Origin of the sequence: Saccharothrix sp. ALI-22-I (genome assembly GCF_001984175.1) — a bacterium.
Classification (GTDB): Bacteria; Actinomycetota; Actinomycetes; order Mycobacteriales; family Pseudonocardiaceae; genus Actinosynnema.
The window spans coordinates 482,636-498,100 of record NZ_MTQP01000067.1 but is presented as its reverse complement, the minus strand read 5'-3'; the positions used below and the strand labels follow the sequence as shown (position 1 = coordinate 498,100).

Genomic DNA, 15,465 nt, shown 5'->3' with positions numbered 1-15,465 from the left:
TTCGGTGCCATGCCGAAGAAGATCGCCTTGGTGGCCGCGCTGCTGGTGCTGGTCACGCCGAGTGGCGACCCGCCCGCGTTCACGCCCCGGATCGAGGTGCACGGGGACCTGGCGCGTGCCGCCCACGTCGCGGTGGTCGTGCCGGGGTCCGATGTGGACGATCAGCGGTTCGGGGCGACGGTCGGGCGGATGGCCCGTGACCTGCACGCGTCCGTCGGCCGGGACGACGTCGCCGTGGTCGCGTGGATGGGCTACCGGACGCCGTCCGGGCTCGGCGTGGACGCGGCGAGCGGGCGGTTGGCGCGGGCCGGTGCGGTCGCGCTCGGCGAGTACGTGCGAACGTTGCCCGGTCACGTGCACCTGATGTGCCACAGCTACGGGTCGGTGGTGTGCGCGCTGGCCCAGCCGCCCGTCGATGACGTGGTGTTCCTCGGCTCACCCGGAGTGCGGGTGGATTCGGTCGACGCGGGTGCGCGGGTGTGGGCGGCGCGCGGTGGTCGCGATTGGACCCGGTGGGTGCCGTCGGTGCGGCTCGGGGACCTGGGGCACGGGACGGACCCGGTCGACCCGGCGTTCGGGGCTCGGGTGTTCGACGTCGGTGATGCCAAGCACGACGAGTACTTCCGGGAGGGCACGCCGTCGTTGCGCGCTCTCGGCCGGATCGCGGTGGGGGAGGGGCCATGACGCGGGACCCGGTTATCGACGCGACGCGGGCGATCGCGATCGGCGGGGTGGTGTTGGGGCACTGGCTGGTGACGGCCGTGGTGCTGACCGGTGACGGGCTGGTGGTGGACAGCCCGCTGCGGTGGATGCCCGAGTTGGCGCCGGTCAGCTGGGTGCTCCAGACGTTGGGGCTGTTCTTCTTCACCGGGGGGTTCGGGGCCGCCCGATCGGGTACGCCCTGGTGGCGGCGGGTGCGCAAGCTCGTTCTGCCGGTGGCGGTGCTGCTGGGGTTGTGGGCTGCGGTCCTTTTCGGACTGTCGATGCGTGGCTTGCCGCAGCAGACGGTGCTGACGGTCGGCTACCTCGTCGTCACGCCGTTGTGGTTCCTCGCCGTTTACGTCGTGCTGGCGGCGTTCACGCCGCTGCTGCTGCGGCTGGGGTGGTGGGGCGTGGTGATCCCGGTGGTGTTGGTGGCGTTGGACGTCGGCTGGGTGAACGTGGTCGCGGTGTGGTGGGCGCCGTGGCAGGTGGGTGTGCTCCTCGCCCAACGCGGGCATGCCCAAAGAGGACAGCACCGTTCGTGGGGTGCGGCGCTGTTCGTGGCGGGTGCCGGGGCGTTCGCCCTGCTCCTGCGCGCCGGTTATCCGGCCAGCGCGGTCGGGGTGCCGGGCGCGGCGGAGTCGAACCTGTCGCCGCCGTCGGCCGCCGCCCTCGCGTTGGCCTTGGCGCAGGTCGGGCTGGTGCTGCTGATCCGGCCGTCGTTCCAGGCCAAGGCGTTGAACGCGCGGGCGTTGCCGATCTTCCTGGTGCACCAGAGCGCGTTGCTGGTGGTGACGTTGGTGGGCTCGGTGTTCGGTTCGCTGCGCGGTCTGCACACGCCGCCGTCGGACGCGCTATGGGTGTTGGAGCGCGGGACGTGGCTGCCGGTGTTCGGTTGTGCGTGCCTGGTACTGCTTCGGTATCGCCGCGAGCAGCGCGGCGGCGATCGTCGCGCCGTGCAGGACGACCATCGCGCCGGTGGGCTCCAGCACCAGCAGCGGCGGGACGCAGGCCAGCGCGGTGAGCAGCCAGGGACGGCGGCCGTGGCAGGTGCCGGCGTGTGCGGTGTGCAGCAGGTACCAGCCGAGCAGCAGGTGGATGAGGTTCTGCAGCGGATCGACCTTGAACACCAGCAGGGTGCCCGCGGCGCCCGCGAAACCGGTCACCACGAACCCGAGCACGCCCAGCACGCCGTAGCCGGCGCCGAGCGTGACGGCGAGCCGGGTGCGGTGGGTCTCCCTGGTGCGGGAGGGGCTGAGCGCGGCGTTGCGCTCGAAGCGGTGGAACACCAGCAGGACCGGCAGGAGCAGCAGCACCAGCACGGTCAGCCAGCGGGGGCGGGTGGCGACCCAGTCGAACGCGGCGGGCGCGTCCAGCAGGCCGAGCACGCCGATCACGGCGGCCAGCACGGTGAGGTAGCCGAGGTAGACGGTCATGGGCGCGGAGCGGGCGTACTCGACGACCCGCCACTGGCGGTGGCCGGCGAGCCAGCCCGTGACGCGCGGTCGGAGCAGCAGGACCAGGCTGATCTGGGCCAGGCCGAGCACCAGCAGGCACACCGTGGGCGGGCTGAGGTTCGAGCTCCCCTCGCCGGGCAGCGTCATCATCGTGCGCGGGTAGCCGCCGAACGTGATCAGCGCGAGTAGCACCGGGACGGCGGTGAGGGCGAGGGCGCCGAGCACCTTGCGCGAGATGCGGTGCAGGCTGCCGTCGGCGTAGTGGAAGCCCAATTGCTGGAGCAGGAGCGCGCCCAGCACCAGGTTGAGGTAGCCGCCGGTGCGCCAGTGCAGGCTGATCCGCAACGCGTCCACCACGATCATGACGGCGACCAGCGCGACCGGCGTGACCAGGCGGGCGTGGCGGTGCAGCCAGGCCATGACCGGGGTGGCGGCCACCGCGACCAGGTAGAGGCCGAGGAACCACAGCGGGTACGCGATCAGCCGGCCGAACATCTCGACGCGGGACTTGTCCACGTCGAGCAGTTCCAGGGGCAGCGGCAGGACCAGCCACGCCAGCACGAACGCCAGGACCGGGCGGAGCAGCCACGAGATGCGGGCGGACAGGTAGCGGCCGTAGCCGCCGTGGTCGGCCTGCACGGCGTGCCAGCTGGTGAGGTTCGCGTGGCCGCCCGCGAAGTAGAACACCGGTATGGCCTGCAGGGCCCAGGTGAGCAGCCACAGCCAGTTCGCGCTCACGCCCGCCCAGTGCAGCACGGTGAGCAGGGACTGGCTCAGGACCACCAGGCCGAGCGCGGCCAGCCGCAGGAAGGTGGCGTAACGGTCGTTGGTGACCCGTGGTCGCGGTGTGTCGGAGGGTTCGGGCTCCCGGTCACCTTCCTTGCGGCGGGGCAGCCCGGGCAGCCGGGCGAGCAGCAGGAAGACCACGACGGCGCTGCCGAAGCCCCAGGCGAGCACCGGTTCGTGGCCCGGCGGGCCCCAGCGCTGCCGCCAGGAGTTGAACTCCAGGCCGGCGGCGTAGAGCTGCGCGGTGGCGTGGCAGCGGGTGCCGTGGCCGCGCGGGTTGATATCGCACTGGGCGTGCATGTCGCGGGCGAGGCGGGCGTCCAGGACCTTGCGGGCTTCCTGGTTGAGCGGACGGCCCTTGTGCTCGGCGTACCGCAGCAGGTCGTAACCCAGGTCGTGCGCCCTGCAGCCGGGCCCGAAGTCCCACTCCGTGTCGCCGGCCGGTCCCGAACAGCCACCGGCCGGGTCGATCGCGCGCTTGGTCCCGTCCGGTGTGGTGACCACCACCGGCTTCCGGTTGGTCACCTCGTTGAAATCCGCCGGGAACTCGACCAGCGGGTTGACCGCGGACGGGTTGGCCATCGCCTCGACCGCCCTGGCGGCGGTCGCGATGTCACCGGTGAGCGGTGTGGTGTCGGTGGCGCCCGCAGGCCGGGACGCGATCACCCCGCACACGAAAACGGCCAGTGCCACCAGCACGAACCTGAACCAGGCCGGTAAGCGGGCAAGCAACCGAAGCCCCGGCCATCCCCCGGTGGTGTTCACTGCCACGTCACCCATTGATAGCCGAGGGTACGGACGACCCACCCCCGACCGCCAGCCATCCCCACCCCAGAGTCAAACACCCACCCGCGGGTACGGAAGCGCTCCGGAGAGCGACGCCAGGGCCATCTGTGACAGCAGGGTGGCCATCTGGTCGCGGTCCAGGTGCGCGCTGTGCGGCGTGGAGTTGATCAAACCGAAGACGGCGTGCGCGGCGGCACGGGCGGTCGGCTCCTCCACTTCGGGCGAGGTCTTGCGGATCATCTCCACCCACACCTCGACGTAACGGCGTTGGAGCGCTCGCACCCGCCGCCGGTCGGGATCGGTCAGGTTTGCGAGGTTCCGAATCTGCACGGTGATCAACGCCGGATCGTCCAACGCGAAGTCGACGTGCCACCTGATGAGTTCGCGCAGCGCGTGCGCCGGGTCGGTCGACGCCGCCACCCGGCGCTGCCCGCCCTCCAGCAGTCGTTCGCTGATGGACGTCAGCATCTCGCCCAGCATGGCGTCCTTGCTGCGGAAGTGCCGGTACAGCGCCGGTCCGGAAATCCCCACCGCCGCGCCGATGTCGTCGATGCCGACGCCGTGGAAACCGTGCCGGGCGAACAGTTCGGCGGCGGCGGACAGGATCTGCTCCCGGCGGGTTTGCTTGGCTGGCTCGTCTGGCACGCCGCCCATCTTAAACGGCCGGCCCAGTGCACGTAAACGGGCGTTAACCTGCTGGCCGTCAGAAGATCACCAATTGCATCGGAAACACGTTGTTAACTCTTGACCCACTCTATTTATTTGGCGCTACTTGCTGGTAACTCTTGTTGTGCCCCGCATCACACCCTGCGTTGTTTCCCTCCGGGAGGCTCCGATGCGCCTTGTCCGAATCCTGTCCAGCGCGGCGCTGGCATTCGCCGCGTCACTGGCACTCGTCGTGCCGGCCGAAGCCGCCGCCGCCAACTACGTCGCGCTCGGCGACTCCTACTCCTCCGGAACGGGCACCGGCTCGTACTACAGCGATTCCGGCAGCTGCAAGCGCAGCCAGTACAGCTACCCCGCCCTCTGGGCCGCCTCGCACGCGCCCGCGTCGTTCAAGTTCGTGGCCTGCTCCGGCGCCCGGACCGGTGACGTGCTCGCCAACCAGGTCAGCGCGCTGGCCGCGAGCACGTCCCTGGTCAGCATCTCGGTCGGCGGGAACGACGCCGGCTTCACCGACGTGATCACCACCTGTACGTTCGGGTCCGACCAGGACTGCGTCAACCGGGTCAACCAGGCCAAGGCCTACGCCACCGGCACCCTGCCCGGCCTGCTGGACAACGTCTACACGCAGATCCGCAACCGCGCGCCGTCCGCCACGGTCGTCGTGCTCGGCTACCCGCGCCTGTACAAGGTGCCGGGCAGCTGCTCGGTCGGCCTGAGCGACACCAAGCGCTCGGCGATCAACTCCGCCGCCGACACCCTGCACCAGGTCATCTCCGCGCGGGCGGGCGCGAAGGCGTTCTCCTACCGCGACCTGCGCACGGCGTTCGTCGGGCACGAGATCTGCTCGTCGGACTGGTGGCTGAACAGCCTGTCCTGGCCGGTCGAGGAGTCCTACCACCCCAACCGCAACGGCCAGCGCCTCGGCTACCTGCCGCAGCTCACCGCCGTCACGGGCTGACGTCCACGGTCTGAAGGGGGCCGTGCGCACGGCCCCCTTCGCCTTGTGAACCGGAGTTAACAGGCGCTAACATCTCCTCAGGTTAACGACTGCTAACCGCGAGGAGCCCGATGGACGCCCCGGTGCTGCGCAGCACGGCCGACAAGTCGGCCGACGCCTTCCGGCGCTACCACGACGAGCACGCCCGGCTCGTGCACGACCTGCGCGCCAAACTCCGCAAGGCCGCCCGAGGCGGCCCGGAGAAGGCACGCACCCGGCACGTGGAGCGCGGCAAGCTGCTGCCCCGTGACCGGGTGGACACGCTGCTCGACCCCGGCTCGCCGTTCCTCGAACTCTCCCCGCTGGCCGCCGACGGCATGTACGGCGACGAGGCGCCCGCCGCCGGCGTCATCACGGGTGTCGGCCGCGTCTCCGGCCGCGAGGTCGTGGTCGTGGCCAACGACGCCACCGTCAAGGGCGGCACCTACTACCCGTTGACGGTCAAGAAGCACCTGCGCGCCCAAGAGGTGGCGTTGCAGAACCACCTGCCGTGCGTCTACCTGGTGGACTCCGGCGGCGCGTTCCTCCCGAAGCAGGACGAGGTCTTCCCGGACCGCGAGCACTTCGGCCGGATCTTCTTCAACCAGGCCACCATGTCCAGTCGGGGCATCCCGCAGATCGCGGCCGTGCTCGGGTCGTGCACGGCGGGCGGCGCGTACGTGCCCGCGATGTCGGACGAAGCGGTGATCGTGCGCGGCCAGGGCACGATCTTCCTCGGCGGCCCGCCGCTGGTGAAGGCCGCGACGGGTGAGGTCGTCACGGCCGAGGAGCTGGGCGGCGGCGAGCTGCACTCGCGCACGTCCGGCGTCACCGACCACCTGGCCGAGGACGACCCGCACGCGCTGCGGATCGTGCGCTCGATCGTCAGCACGCTGGGCCCGCGTCTGCCGAGGCCCTGGCAGGTCGAGCCGACCGTGGAGCCCGCCGTCGACCCCGCCGAGCTGTACGGGGTGGTGCCGACGGACAGCCGCACCCCCTACGACGTGCGCGAGGTGATCGCGCGGGTGGTGGACGGCAGCCGGTTCCAGGAGTTCAAGAAGGAGTACGGCGCGACGCTGGTCACCGGGTTCGCCCGGATCCACGGTCACCCGGTCGGCATCGTGGCCAACAACGGGGTGCTGTTCGGCGAGTCGGCGTTGAAGGGCGCGCACTTCATCCAGCTGTGCGACCAGCGCAGCGTGCCGCTGGTGTTCCTGCAGAACATCAGCGGGTTCATGGTGGGCCGCGAGTACGAGGCGGCGGGCATCGCCAAGCACGGCGCGAAGATGGTGACGGCGGTGGCGTGCGCGCGGGTGCCGAAGTTCACCGTGGTCATCGGCGGGTCGTTCGGCGCGGGCAACTACTCCATGTGCGGGCGGGCGTACTCGCCCCGGTTCCTGTGGATGTGGCCCAACGCGCGGATCTCCGTGATGGGTGGTGAGCAGGCCGCCTCGGTGTTGGCGACGGTGCGGCGCGACCAGCTCGGCGACGCGTGGTCGCTTGAAGAGGAAGAGGCGTTCAAGGCGCCGATCCGGCAGCAGTACGAGGACCAGGGCAACCCGTACTACTCCACGGCGCGGCTGTGGGACGACGGCGTGATCGACCCCCTCGACACCCGGATGGTGCTGGGCCTGGCGTTGTCCACGGCGGCTAACGCCCCGATCGAGCCGGTTTCCTACGGCGTCTTCCGGATGTGACGGGGATGTTCAACAGCGAGATGTTTCGCCAAGAGATGTTCGACAGCGTTCTGGTGGCCAACCGCGGTGAGATCGCGGTGCGCGTGATCCGCGCGTTGCGGCGGTTCGGGATTCGGTCGGTGGCCGTCTACAGCGACGCGGACGTGGACGCGCTGCACGTGCGGCAGGCCGACGTGGCGGTGCGGATCGGGCCGGCGTCGGCGCGGGAGAGCTACCTGTCGGTGGAGCGGATCGTCGAGGCCGCGTTGTCTACGGGGGCGCAGGCCGTGCACCCCGGTTACGGGTTCCTGGCCGAGAACGCCGAGTTCGCACGGGCGTGCGAGAAGGCCGGGCTGGTGTTCATCGGGCCGCCCGCCGAGGCGATCGAGGCGATGGGCGACAAGATCCGCGCCAAGCTGACCGTCGCGGCGGCCGGTGTGCCGGTGGTGCCGGGGCGGACCGAGGTCGGGATGACGGACGACGACCTGGTGTCCGCCGCCGCGGAGATCGGGTTCCCGGTGCTGCTGAAGCCGTCCGCCGGTGGTGGCGGCAAGGGTATGCGGCTGGTGGAGTCGCCCGCGGGATTGCGGGACGCGATCGAGTCGGCACGGCGGGAGGCGCGCGGGTCGTTCGGTGACGACGCGTTGCTGATCGAACGGTACGTCGGCAACCCGCGGCACATCGAGATCCAGGTGCTGGCCGACGCGCACGGCGGGGTGGTGCACCTCGGCGAGCGGGAGTGCAGCCTCCAGCGGCGACACCAGAAGATCATCGAGGAGGCGCCGTCGCCGCTGGTTTCCGAGGCCATGCGGGAGGCCATGGGCACGGCGGCCGTCGAGGCGGCGAAGGCGGTCGGGTACGTCGGCGCCGGGACGGTCGAGTTCATCGTGGACGGCGCGTCCGGCGACTACTACTTCATGGAGATGAACACCCGACTCCAGGTCGAGCACCCGGTCACCGAGCTGGTGACGGGCGTCGACCTGGTCGAGTGGCAGCTCCGGGTGGCGGCCGGTGAACCCCTCGGCTTCACGAGCGTGACGTTGTCCGGGCACGCCGTGGAGGCCCGGGTCTACGCCGAGGACCCGGCGCGTGGGTTCCTGCCGACCGGTGGCACGGTGCTGGCGCTGCACGAGCCGTCGGACGTGCGGGTGGACTCGGCGCTGCGGGTCGGGTTGACCGTGGGCAGCGATTACGACCCGATGTTGGCCAAGGTGATCGCGCACGGGTCGTCGCGGGCGGAGGCGTTGCGCCGGTTGGACTCCGCTTTGGGGCGGATGGTCGTGCTCGGCGTGACGACGAACATCCCGTTCCTGCGGGCGTTGCTGGCGGACCCCGACGTGCGTGCGGGTGCGTTGGACACCGGGTTGGTGGAGCGCAAGCTGGAGTCGTTGGTGCGGCACGACGTGCCGGACGAGGTACTGGCGGCGGCGGCGTTGGAGCGGCAGCTCGCGGTGCGCGGTGACGACCCGTGGGAGTGGTCCGGCGGGTGGCGGATCGGCGAGCACGCGTGGACCAAGTGGCTGATCGACGGTGTCGAAGTCCGGGTGCGTGGTGACGAGGTGTCGGTCGATGGCCGGGAACCGTTGCGGTTGCGGGCTTTTCTCGACGGTTCGGCGCTCGTGGTCGGCGGTCGGCGGTACGCGATGGCCCGGTCCGGTGACGTGCTGTGGCTGGGTGCGGACGGGCACGCGTGGGCGTTGACCGAGACCCTGCCGTCGGAGGTGTCGTCGTCGGCGGTGGCGGGCAGGGGTGGTCCGGTAACCAGCCCGATGCCCGGCACGGTGCTCGTGGTGCGTGCCGCGCAGGGCGAGCACGTGACCGCCGGCCAGGCGTTGTTCGTGGTCGAAGCGATGAAGATGGAGCACACCGTCACCTCACCCGTGGACGGCGTGCTCGCCGAAGTGCGGGTCCAGGCGGGCCAACAGGTCGCGCTGGACCAACCCCTAGCCGTCGTCGTGTCCCACCAGGAGTGAGCGATGTTGGACTTCCGCCTTGACGAGGAATACGAGGCCCTGCGCAAGACCGTGCAGGAGTTCGCGCGCGAGGAGGTCGCGCCGGTCATCGGCGGGTTCTACGAGCGCGAGGAGTTCCCGTACGGGATCGTCGCCAAGATGGGGCGGATGGGCCTGTTCGGGCTGCCGTTCCCGGAGGAGTTCGGCGGGATGGGCGGCGACTACTTCGCGTTGTGCCTGGCGTTGGAGGAGTTGGCGCGGGTCGACTCGTCGGTGGCGATCACGCTGGAGGCCGGGGTGTCGCTGGGCGCGATGCCGCTGTTCCGGTTCGGCTCGGCCGAGCAGAAGGCCGAGTGGCTGCCCCGGCTGTGCTCTGGCTCGTCGCTGGGGGCGTTCGGGTTGACGGAGCCCGGTAGCGGGTCGGACGCCGGTGCTCTGCGCACGACCGCGCGGCTGGACGGTGGCGAGTGGGTGATCAACGGGACCAAGGCGTTCATCACCAATTCGGGTACGGATATCACCGGATTGGTGACGGTGGCGGCGGTGACCGGGCGGCGGGAGGACGGTCGCCCGGAGATCTCGGCGATCATCGTGCCCGCCGGGACGCCCGGTTTCTCGGTGTCGCGCAAGTACTCCAAGGTCGGCTGGAACGCTTCGGACACCCGCGAGCTGTCGTTCCAGGACTGCCGGGTGCCTGTCGCGAACCTCGTCGGCGAGCAGGGGCGCGGGTACGCGCAGTTCCTCCAGACTCTGGACGAGGGACGCGTCGCCATCGCCGCCATCGGCGTCGGCCTCGCGCAGGGATGCGTGGACGAGTGCCTGCGGTACGCCGGGGAGCGGGAGGCGTTCGGCCACAAGATCGGCTCGTACCAGGCGATCCAGTTCAAGATCGCCGAGATGGAGGCCCGCACGCACACCGCCCGCCTGGCCTACTACCAGGCAGCGGCGAAGATGCTGCGCGGCGAGCCCTTCAAGCGCGAAGCCGCCATCGCCAAGCTCGTGTCGTCCGAGGCGGCCATGGACAACGCCCGCGAAGCCACCCAGATCTTCGGCGGCTACGGCTTCATGAACGAGTACCCCGTCGGCCGCTTCTACCGCGACGCCAAGATCCTCGAAATCGGCGAGGGCACCAGCGAGGTCCAAAAAATCCTGATCGCCCGCGACCTAGGCCTCCACTAACCCGCGTGTCCAACGCTCGGAACGCGCGTGTCCAACGTTCAGAACGCGCGTGTCCAACGTTCGGAACGCGCGTGTCCAACGTTCGGAACGGGCGAGTTGAACGCTCAGGACTTCGCACGCCCGTTCTGAACGTTCAACTCGGGTGTTCTGGACGTTGGACACGCCTGTTCTGGACGTTGGACACGCGCGGTCGGAACGTAGGACACGCGCGTGTGGGGTCAGAAGTGGCCGTGGCGGCCTTCGCCGGAGCGGAAGCGGTGGAGGCCCTTTTCGACCTCGTTGAGAGAGGTCAGGCCGTGGGTTAGTTCGTTGGTCAGGGCGTCCTGCTCGGGGAGGTCTTCTTGTTCCAGGAGGGAGAGGCGGTCCTCGCGTAGGCAGATCTGGGGGAAGGCGGCTAGTTCGAGGGCTAGGGCCTCGGCGGCGGTGCGGGAGGTGCCGGGCGGGACGAGGCGGTTCACCAGGCCGATGTGGAGGGCCTCGTCGGCTTGGACGGGGCGGCCGGTCAGGATCAGGTCCATGGCGCGGGACGCGCCGATCAGCCGGGGCAACCGCACGGTGCCGCCGTCGATCAGCGGCACGCCCCACCGTCGGCAGAACACCCCGAACACGGCGTCCTCGTCGGCCACCCGAAGGTCGCACCACAGAGCCAACTCCAGCCCACCCGCCACCGCGTGCCCGGACACCGCCGCGATCACCGGCTTGGACAGGCGTAGCCGGGTCGGGCCCATCGGGCCGGACGGGGACGTGGGGTCGTTGCTGCGGGCCGTACCGAGAGCCTTCAGGTCCGCACCCGAGCAGAAGGTGCCGCCTTCCCCGTGCAGCACGGCCACCGCCGCCGTCGGGTCCTCGTCGAACTCCCGGAACACCTCGGTCAACGTGTGCGCGGTCGGCCCGTCCACCGCGTTGCGCACGGCCGGCCGGTTCAGCAGCACGGTGAACACCGGCCCGGACCGCTCCACCCGTACCGAACTCACAGCTTCGGCAGCCCCCGTTCCACGATCGCACCGAAGTCCACCCCGCGCGGCAGCGTGCCGAACGCCACGCCCCAGTCACCGGACAGCCGGGACGCGCAGAACGCGTCCGCCACCGCCGGGTGCCCGTGCCGCACGAGCAACGACCCCTGGAACACCAACGCCATCCGCTCCACCAGTCTGCGCGCCCGCAGTTCGAGGTCATCGAGATCGGTCAGCTCATCCTTGATCCCGTCGACCGCCGCGTCCAGCCGCCGATCGGCGCCGCGTGCCGCGTCCAACTCGGAGAAGAACTCCTCCACGGCCTCCGGCGAACGCCCGAGCGCACGCAACGCGTCCAACGCGGCGACGTTGCCCGACCCCTCCCAGATGGACGACAACGGCGACTCGCGGAACATCCGCGGCATCCCCGAGTCCTCGATGTACCCGTTCCCGCCCAGGCACTCCAACGCCTCGGCCGCGTGCACCGGAGCCCGCTTGCACACCCAGTACTTCGTCACCGCCAGCCCCAGCCGGCTGCGGTTCCCGGCCAGCCACAGCGCCACCGTGGTCGCCGCCTCCGACTCCACCGCCAGGTCGGCCAGCACGTTGCGCATCGCGGGCTGGTCGACCAGGTACTCCCCGAACGCCTTGCGGTGCGCCGCGTGGTGCGTGGCCTGCGTCAGCCCGAACCGCATCCCGGCCGCCGACATCAGCACGCAGTCCAGCCGGGTCCGGTTGACCATCTCGATGATGGTCCGCACGCCCCGGCCCTCCTCGCCGACCAGCCAGCCGACCGCGCCGTCGTACTCCACCTCGGACGACGCGTTGGACTTGTTGCCCAGCTTGTCCTTGAGCCGTTGCAGGAACATCGCGTTGCGCGTTCCGTCCGGCAGCACGCGCGGCACCACGAAGCACGACAGGCCGCCCGGCGCCTGCGCCAGGGTCAGGAACAGGTCGCACATCGGCGCCGAGGTGAACCACTTGTGCCCGGTCAACAGGTAGTGGTCACCCCGTGGCACGGCGCGCGTGGTGTTCGCCCGAACGTCCGAGCCGCCCTGCTTCTCGGTCATCGACATGCCCGCGAGAAGCCCGCGCTTCGACGACGGCGCGCGCAACCCGAAGTCGTACTCGCGGGACGCCAGCAGCGGCTCGAACCGCTCGGCCAACGCGGGCGTATGGCGCAACGCGGGCACGGCCGCGTAGGTCATCGAGATCGGGCACCCGTGCCCGGCCTCGGCCTGGATCCAGACGAAGAACTTGGCCGCGCGGGCGACGTGCGCGCCCGGCCGGTCGTCCCGCCACGGCGCCGCGTGCAGGCCGTTCGACACCGCGGTCCGCATCAGCTCGTGCCAGGCGGGGTGGAACTCGACCTCGTCGATCCGGTGCCCGTACCGGTCGTGGGTGTGCAGCACGGGTGGGTGCGCGTTGGCCTGCCGGCCGAGGGCCTGGACGTGCGCGGTGCCCGCGAGCACGCCGAGCGAGCGCAGCTCCGGTTCGGCCCACTCCGCCCCGCCGCGGTGCAACCCGTCCAGCAGCACCGGGTCGGCGGAAACGTCGTGGCCTTCCATCGGCGGGACCTGGTTGGTCACCTCGTGAGTGGTGTGGGTCATAGTCCTGGAGGGTACTACCCGTCGGTAACTTCGAGACCGGTGAAATTTAGGCGTGCTGATCAAGCTTCGGCGGCCTAACGTCGTCCCGGTGAGCGATCACCCTCGGCGGAGCCGCGTATCGGAGCACAGTCAGGCGGTGGCCGCGCTGCGCGGTCAGTACGCGGCGATTCCGGCGGGCGCACCCGTGCGCCTGGCCAAGTCGACGTCGAACCTGTTCAGGTTCCGCGCCGACCAGTCCGGTGGGCTGGACGTCGCCCGGTTCGACCAGGTGCTGTCGGTCGACCCCGCCGCACGAACCGCGCAGGTACAGGGCATGACGACCTACGAGCACCTGGTGGACGCCACCCTGCCGCACGGCCTGATGCCCCTGGTCGTGCCGCAGCTCAAGACGATCACCCTGGGCGGCGCGGTGGCCGGCCTCGGCATCGAGTCCAGCTCGTTCCGCAACGGCCTCCCGCACGAGTCCGTGCGCGAACTGGAGGTGATGACCGGTGACGGCGAGGTCGTTGTCGTCGGCCCGGAGGACGATCTGTTTCGCGGATTCCCGAACTCCTACGGCACGCTCGGCTACGCGTTGCGGCTGGAGATCGAACTCGAACCGGTGAAGCCGTTCGTGCGGCTGCGGCACGTGCCGTTCGGTGACGCGGCGCAGTGCGCCGAGGTGATCTCCGCGGTCTGTGCCGAGGGCGCCTACCAGGGGGAGCCGGTCGACTTCGTGGACGGCACGGTGTTCTCCGGCGGAGAGCAGTACCTGACGCTGGCGAACTGGGCCGACACCGCGCCGTGGACGTCGGACTACACCGGCAACCACATCTACTACCGGTCCATCCAGGAGCGGCGCACCGACTACCTGACCGTGCGGGACTACCTGTGGCGGTGGGACACCGACTGGTTCTGGTGCTCGCGCGCGTTCGGCGTGCAGCACCCGGTGGTGCGCCGGCTGATCCCCAAGCGGTACCTGCGGTCGGACGTCTACCGCAAGGTCGTGGCGTGGGACCGGCGGCACAAGCTGTCGGACCGGTTGAACAAGGCGGTGCAGGAGCCGGTGATCCAGGACGTGGAGATCCCGGTGGACCGGCTCGCCGAGTTCCTGGACTTCTTCCACCGGGAGATCGGCATCAGCCCGGTGTGGCTGTGCCCCGTGCGGTTGAAGGACCGCACGGGTGGCTGGCCGCTCTACCCGATGGACGCGGAGGTGCTGTACGTCAACGTCGGCTTCTGGTCGACGGTGTCGCTGCGGCCCGACGAGGAGCTGGGCAGCCGGAACCGGCTGATCGAGGACAAGGTCACCGAGCTGGGTGGGCACAAGTCGCTGTACTCCGACTCGTACTACGGCGAGGAGGAGTTCTGGGACAACTACAACGGCCCGACGTACCAGGACCTGAAGAAGCGGTACGACCCGGCGGGCCGGCTGCCCGATTTGTACGCCAAGTGTGTTCTCCGTAGGTGAAGGGAGCCGGGGTCATGCGGTTGGCGGAGGTGTTCCAGCGGGCGGTCGGAGGAGACGCGTCCGTGCGGTTCAGTGCGTACGACGGCAGCAAGGCTGGGCCGGCCGACGCGGATGTAGGCATCGAGGTGCGCACACCGGAGGCGTTGTCGTACCTGGCATCGGCGCCGGGTGAGCTGGGGTTGGCCCGCGCGTACGTGACCGGGCACCTGGAGATCATCGGCGACGTGTACGGGGCGTTGACGCACCTGTCCGAGATGTCGCTGAGGGAGGTGCCCTGGGGCGAGCGGTTGGAGTTGTTGGCGACTCTCGGGCGTACCCGGCTGGCTACGCGGGTGGAGGTGCCGCCGCAGGAGCGCCGGTTGCGCGGTCTGCGGCACTCGAAGGCGCGTGACCGCGAGGCGATCGCGCACCACTACGACGTGTCGAACACGTTCTACGAGTGGATCCTCGGGCCGTCGATGGCCTACACGTGCGCGGTGTACCCCACCGCGGAGTCCACTCTGGAGCAGGCGCAGTTCGCCAAGCACGACCTGGTGGCGCGCAAGCTCGGCCTCAAGCCGGGGATGCGGCTGCTGGACGTGGGCTGCGGCTGGGGCGGGATGGTCATGCACGCCGCGCGCGAGTACGGCGTGAAGGCGCTGGGCGTGACGCTGTCGCGCAACCAGGCGGAGTGGGCGCAGAAGGCCATCGTCGAGGCCGGGCTGTCCGAGCTGGCCGAGGTGCGCTACCTGGACTACCGCGACGTGCGGGAGGACGGGTTCGACGCGGTCAGCTCGATCGGCCTGACCGAGCACATCGGCAAGGCGAAGCTGCCCGCGTACTTCCGCGCCCTGTACCGGAAGGTGCGGCCCGGTGGGCGGATGCTCAACCACTGCATCACCCGGCCGGACAACCGGCACCCGGCGCGGACCGGCGGGTTCATCGACCGGTACGTGTTCCCGGACGGCGAGCTGGTCGGGCCGGGGCACATCGTGTCGCTGATGCACGACACCGGGTTCGAGGTGCGGCACGAGGAGAACCTGCGCGAGCACTACGCCATGACGTTGGCGGCGTGGTGCGCCAACCTCGACAAGCACTGGGACGAGGCGGTCTCCGAGGTGGGGCTGGGTCGGGCCAGGGTGTGGCGGCTGTACCTGGCCGCGTCCCGGCTCGGGTTCGAGCGCAACAACATCCAGCTGCACCAGGTGCTGGGCGTGAAGTTGGACGGCACCACGTCGGGGATGCCGTTGCGCCCCGAGTGGTTGAGCTGATCCTGGTGAGGGTGGCGTGGCC

At 70.3% G+C, this 15,465-nt stretch carries 11 protein-coding genes and 1 pseudogene; 8 read left to right on the top strand and 4 right to left on the bottom strand.

All coding sequences use genetic code 11. The annotated features are described in order from the left end of the window. The first annotated feature begins 9 nt into the window (after positions 1-9). Together ALI22I_RS34755 and ALI22I_RS55735 are read left to right on the top strand one after the other, a co-directional pair. On the top strand, positions 10-684 hold the full coding sequence (locus ALI22I_RS34755; RefSeq protein ID WP_077009772.1) for an alpha/beta hydrolase: 675 nt from the start codon (positions 10-12) through the stop codon (positions 682-684). After that, positions 681-1,514: pseudogene (locus ALI22I_RS55735) on the top strand (acyltransferase family protein); the annotation flags it as partial. The gene ALI22I_RS34755 and the pseudogene ALI22I_RS55735, both read left to right, overlap by 4 nt. Positions 1,515-1,556: 42 nt before the next feature. Here the strand turns inward: ALI22I_RS55735 and ALI22I_RS34745 are convergent. Together ALI22I_RS34745 and ALI22I_RS34740 are read right to left on the bottom strand one after the other, a co-directional pair. Next, on the bottom strand, positions 1,557-3,638 hold the full coding sequence (locus ALI22I_RS34745) for a phospholipase A2 (RefSeq protein ID WP_238598731.1): 2,082 nt from the start codon (positions 3,636-3,638) through the stop codon (positions 1,557-1,559). A 144-nt stretch (positions 3,639-3,782) separates the two neighbouring features. Continuing rightward, positions 3,783-4,376, bottom strand: coding sequence for an SACE_7040 family transcriptional regulator (locus ALI22I_RS34740; protein ID WP_238598730.1), 594 nt, complete (start codon positions 4,374-4,376; stop codon positions 3,783-3,785). A 190-nt stretch (positions 4,377-4,566) separates the two neighbouring features. On the opposite strand from ALI22I_RS34740, the gene ALI22I_RS34735 reads away from it, so the two are divergent. The 4 genes from ALI22I_RS34735 (at position 4,567) to ALI22I_RS34720 (ending at position 10,180) form a co-directional block, all read left to right on the top strand. Next, a complete protein-coding gene (locus ALI22I_RS34735; protein ID WP_077009768.1) occupies positions 4,567-5,355 on the top strand; it encodes an SGNH/GDSL hydrolase family protein in 789 nt (262 codons plus the stop codon). A 110-nt stretch (positions 5,356-5,465) separates the two neighbouring features. Further along, the gene (locus tag ALI22I_RS34730; protein ID WP_077009767.1) at positions 5,466-7,070 is read left to right on the top strand and encodes a carboxyl transferase domain-containing protein; all 1,605 of its coding nucleotides are present in this window, start codon (positions 5,466-5,468) and stop codon (positions 7,068-7,070) included. 35 nt (positions 7,071-7,105) lie between these two features. Beyond that, positions 7,106-9,022, top strand: coding sequence for an acetyl/propionyl/methylcrotonyl-CoA carboxylase subunit alpha (locus ALI22I_RS34725; protein ID WP_077010150.1), 1,917 nt, complete (start codon positions 7,106-7,108; stop codon positions 9,020-9,022). A 3-nt stretch (positions 9,023-9,025) separates the two neighbouring features. After that, positions 9,026-10,180, top strand: coding sequence for an acyl-CoA dehydrogenase family protein (locus tag ALI22I_RS34720; protein ID WP_077009766.1), 1,155 nt, complete (start codon positions 9,026-9,028; stop codon positions 10,178-10,180). A 218-nt stretch (positions 10,181-10,398) separates the two neighbouring features. On the opposite strand, the gene ALI22I_RS34715 is transcribed toward ALI22I_RS34720, so the two are convergent. After that, positions 10,399-11,154 carry a crotonase/enoyl-CoA hydratase family protein gene (locus tag ALI22I_RS34715; protein WP_077009765.1) on the bottom strand — a complete coding sequence of 252 codons (756 nt, stop codon included), beginning with the start codon at positions 11,152-11,154 and terminating at the stop codon, positions 10,399-10,401. After that, on the bottom strand, positions 11,151-12,743 hold the full coding sequence (locus ALI22I_RS34710; protein ID WP_077009764.1) for an acyl-CoA dehydrogenase family protein: 1,593 nt from the start codon (positions 12,741-12,743) through the stop codon (positions 11,151-11,153). Before ALI22I_RS34710 ends, ALI22I_RS34715 begins: the two co-directional genes overlap by 4 nt. 88 nt (positions 12,744-12,831) lie before the next feature. Here ALI22I_RS34710 and ALI22I_RS34705 point away from each other — a divergent pair, with 88 nt between their 5' ends. Beyond that, positions 12,832-14,193, top strand: coding sequence for an FAD-binding oxidoreductase (locus ALI22I_RS34705; protein ID WP_077009763.1), 1,362 nt, complete (start codon positions 12,832-12,834; stop codon positions 14,191-14,193). 14 nt (positions 14,194-14,207) lie between these two features. Then, complete coding sequence (locus ALI22I_RS34700) at positions 14,208-15,443, top strand: class I SAM-dependent methyltransferase (RefSeq protein WP_077009762.1); 1,236 nt, start codon at positions 14,208-14,210, stop codon at positions 15,441-15,443. Positions 15,444-15,465 lie beyond the last annotated feature (22 nt).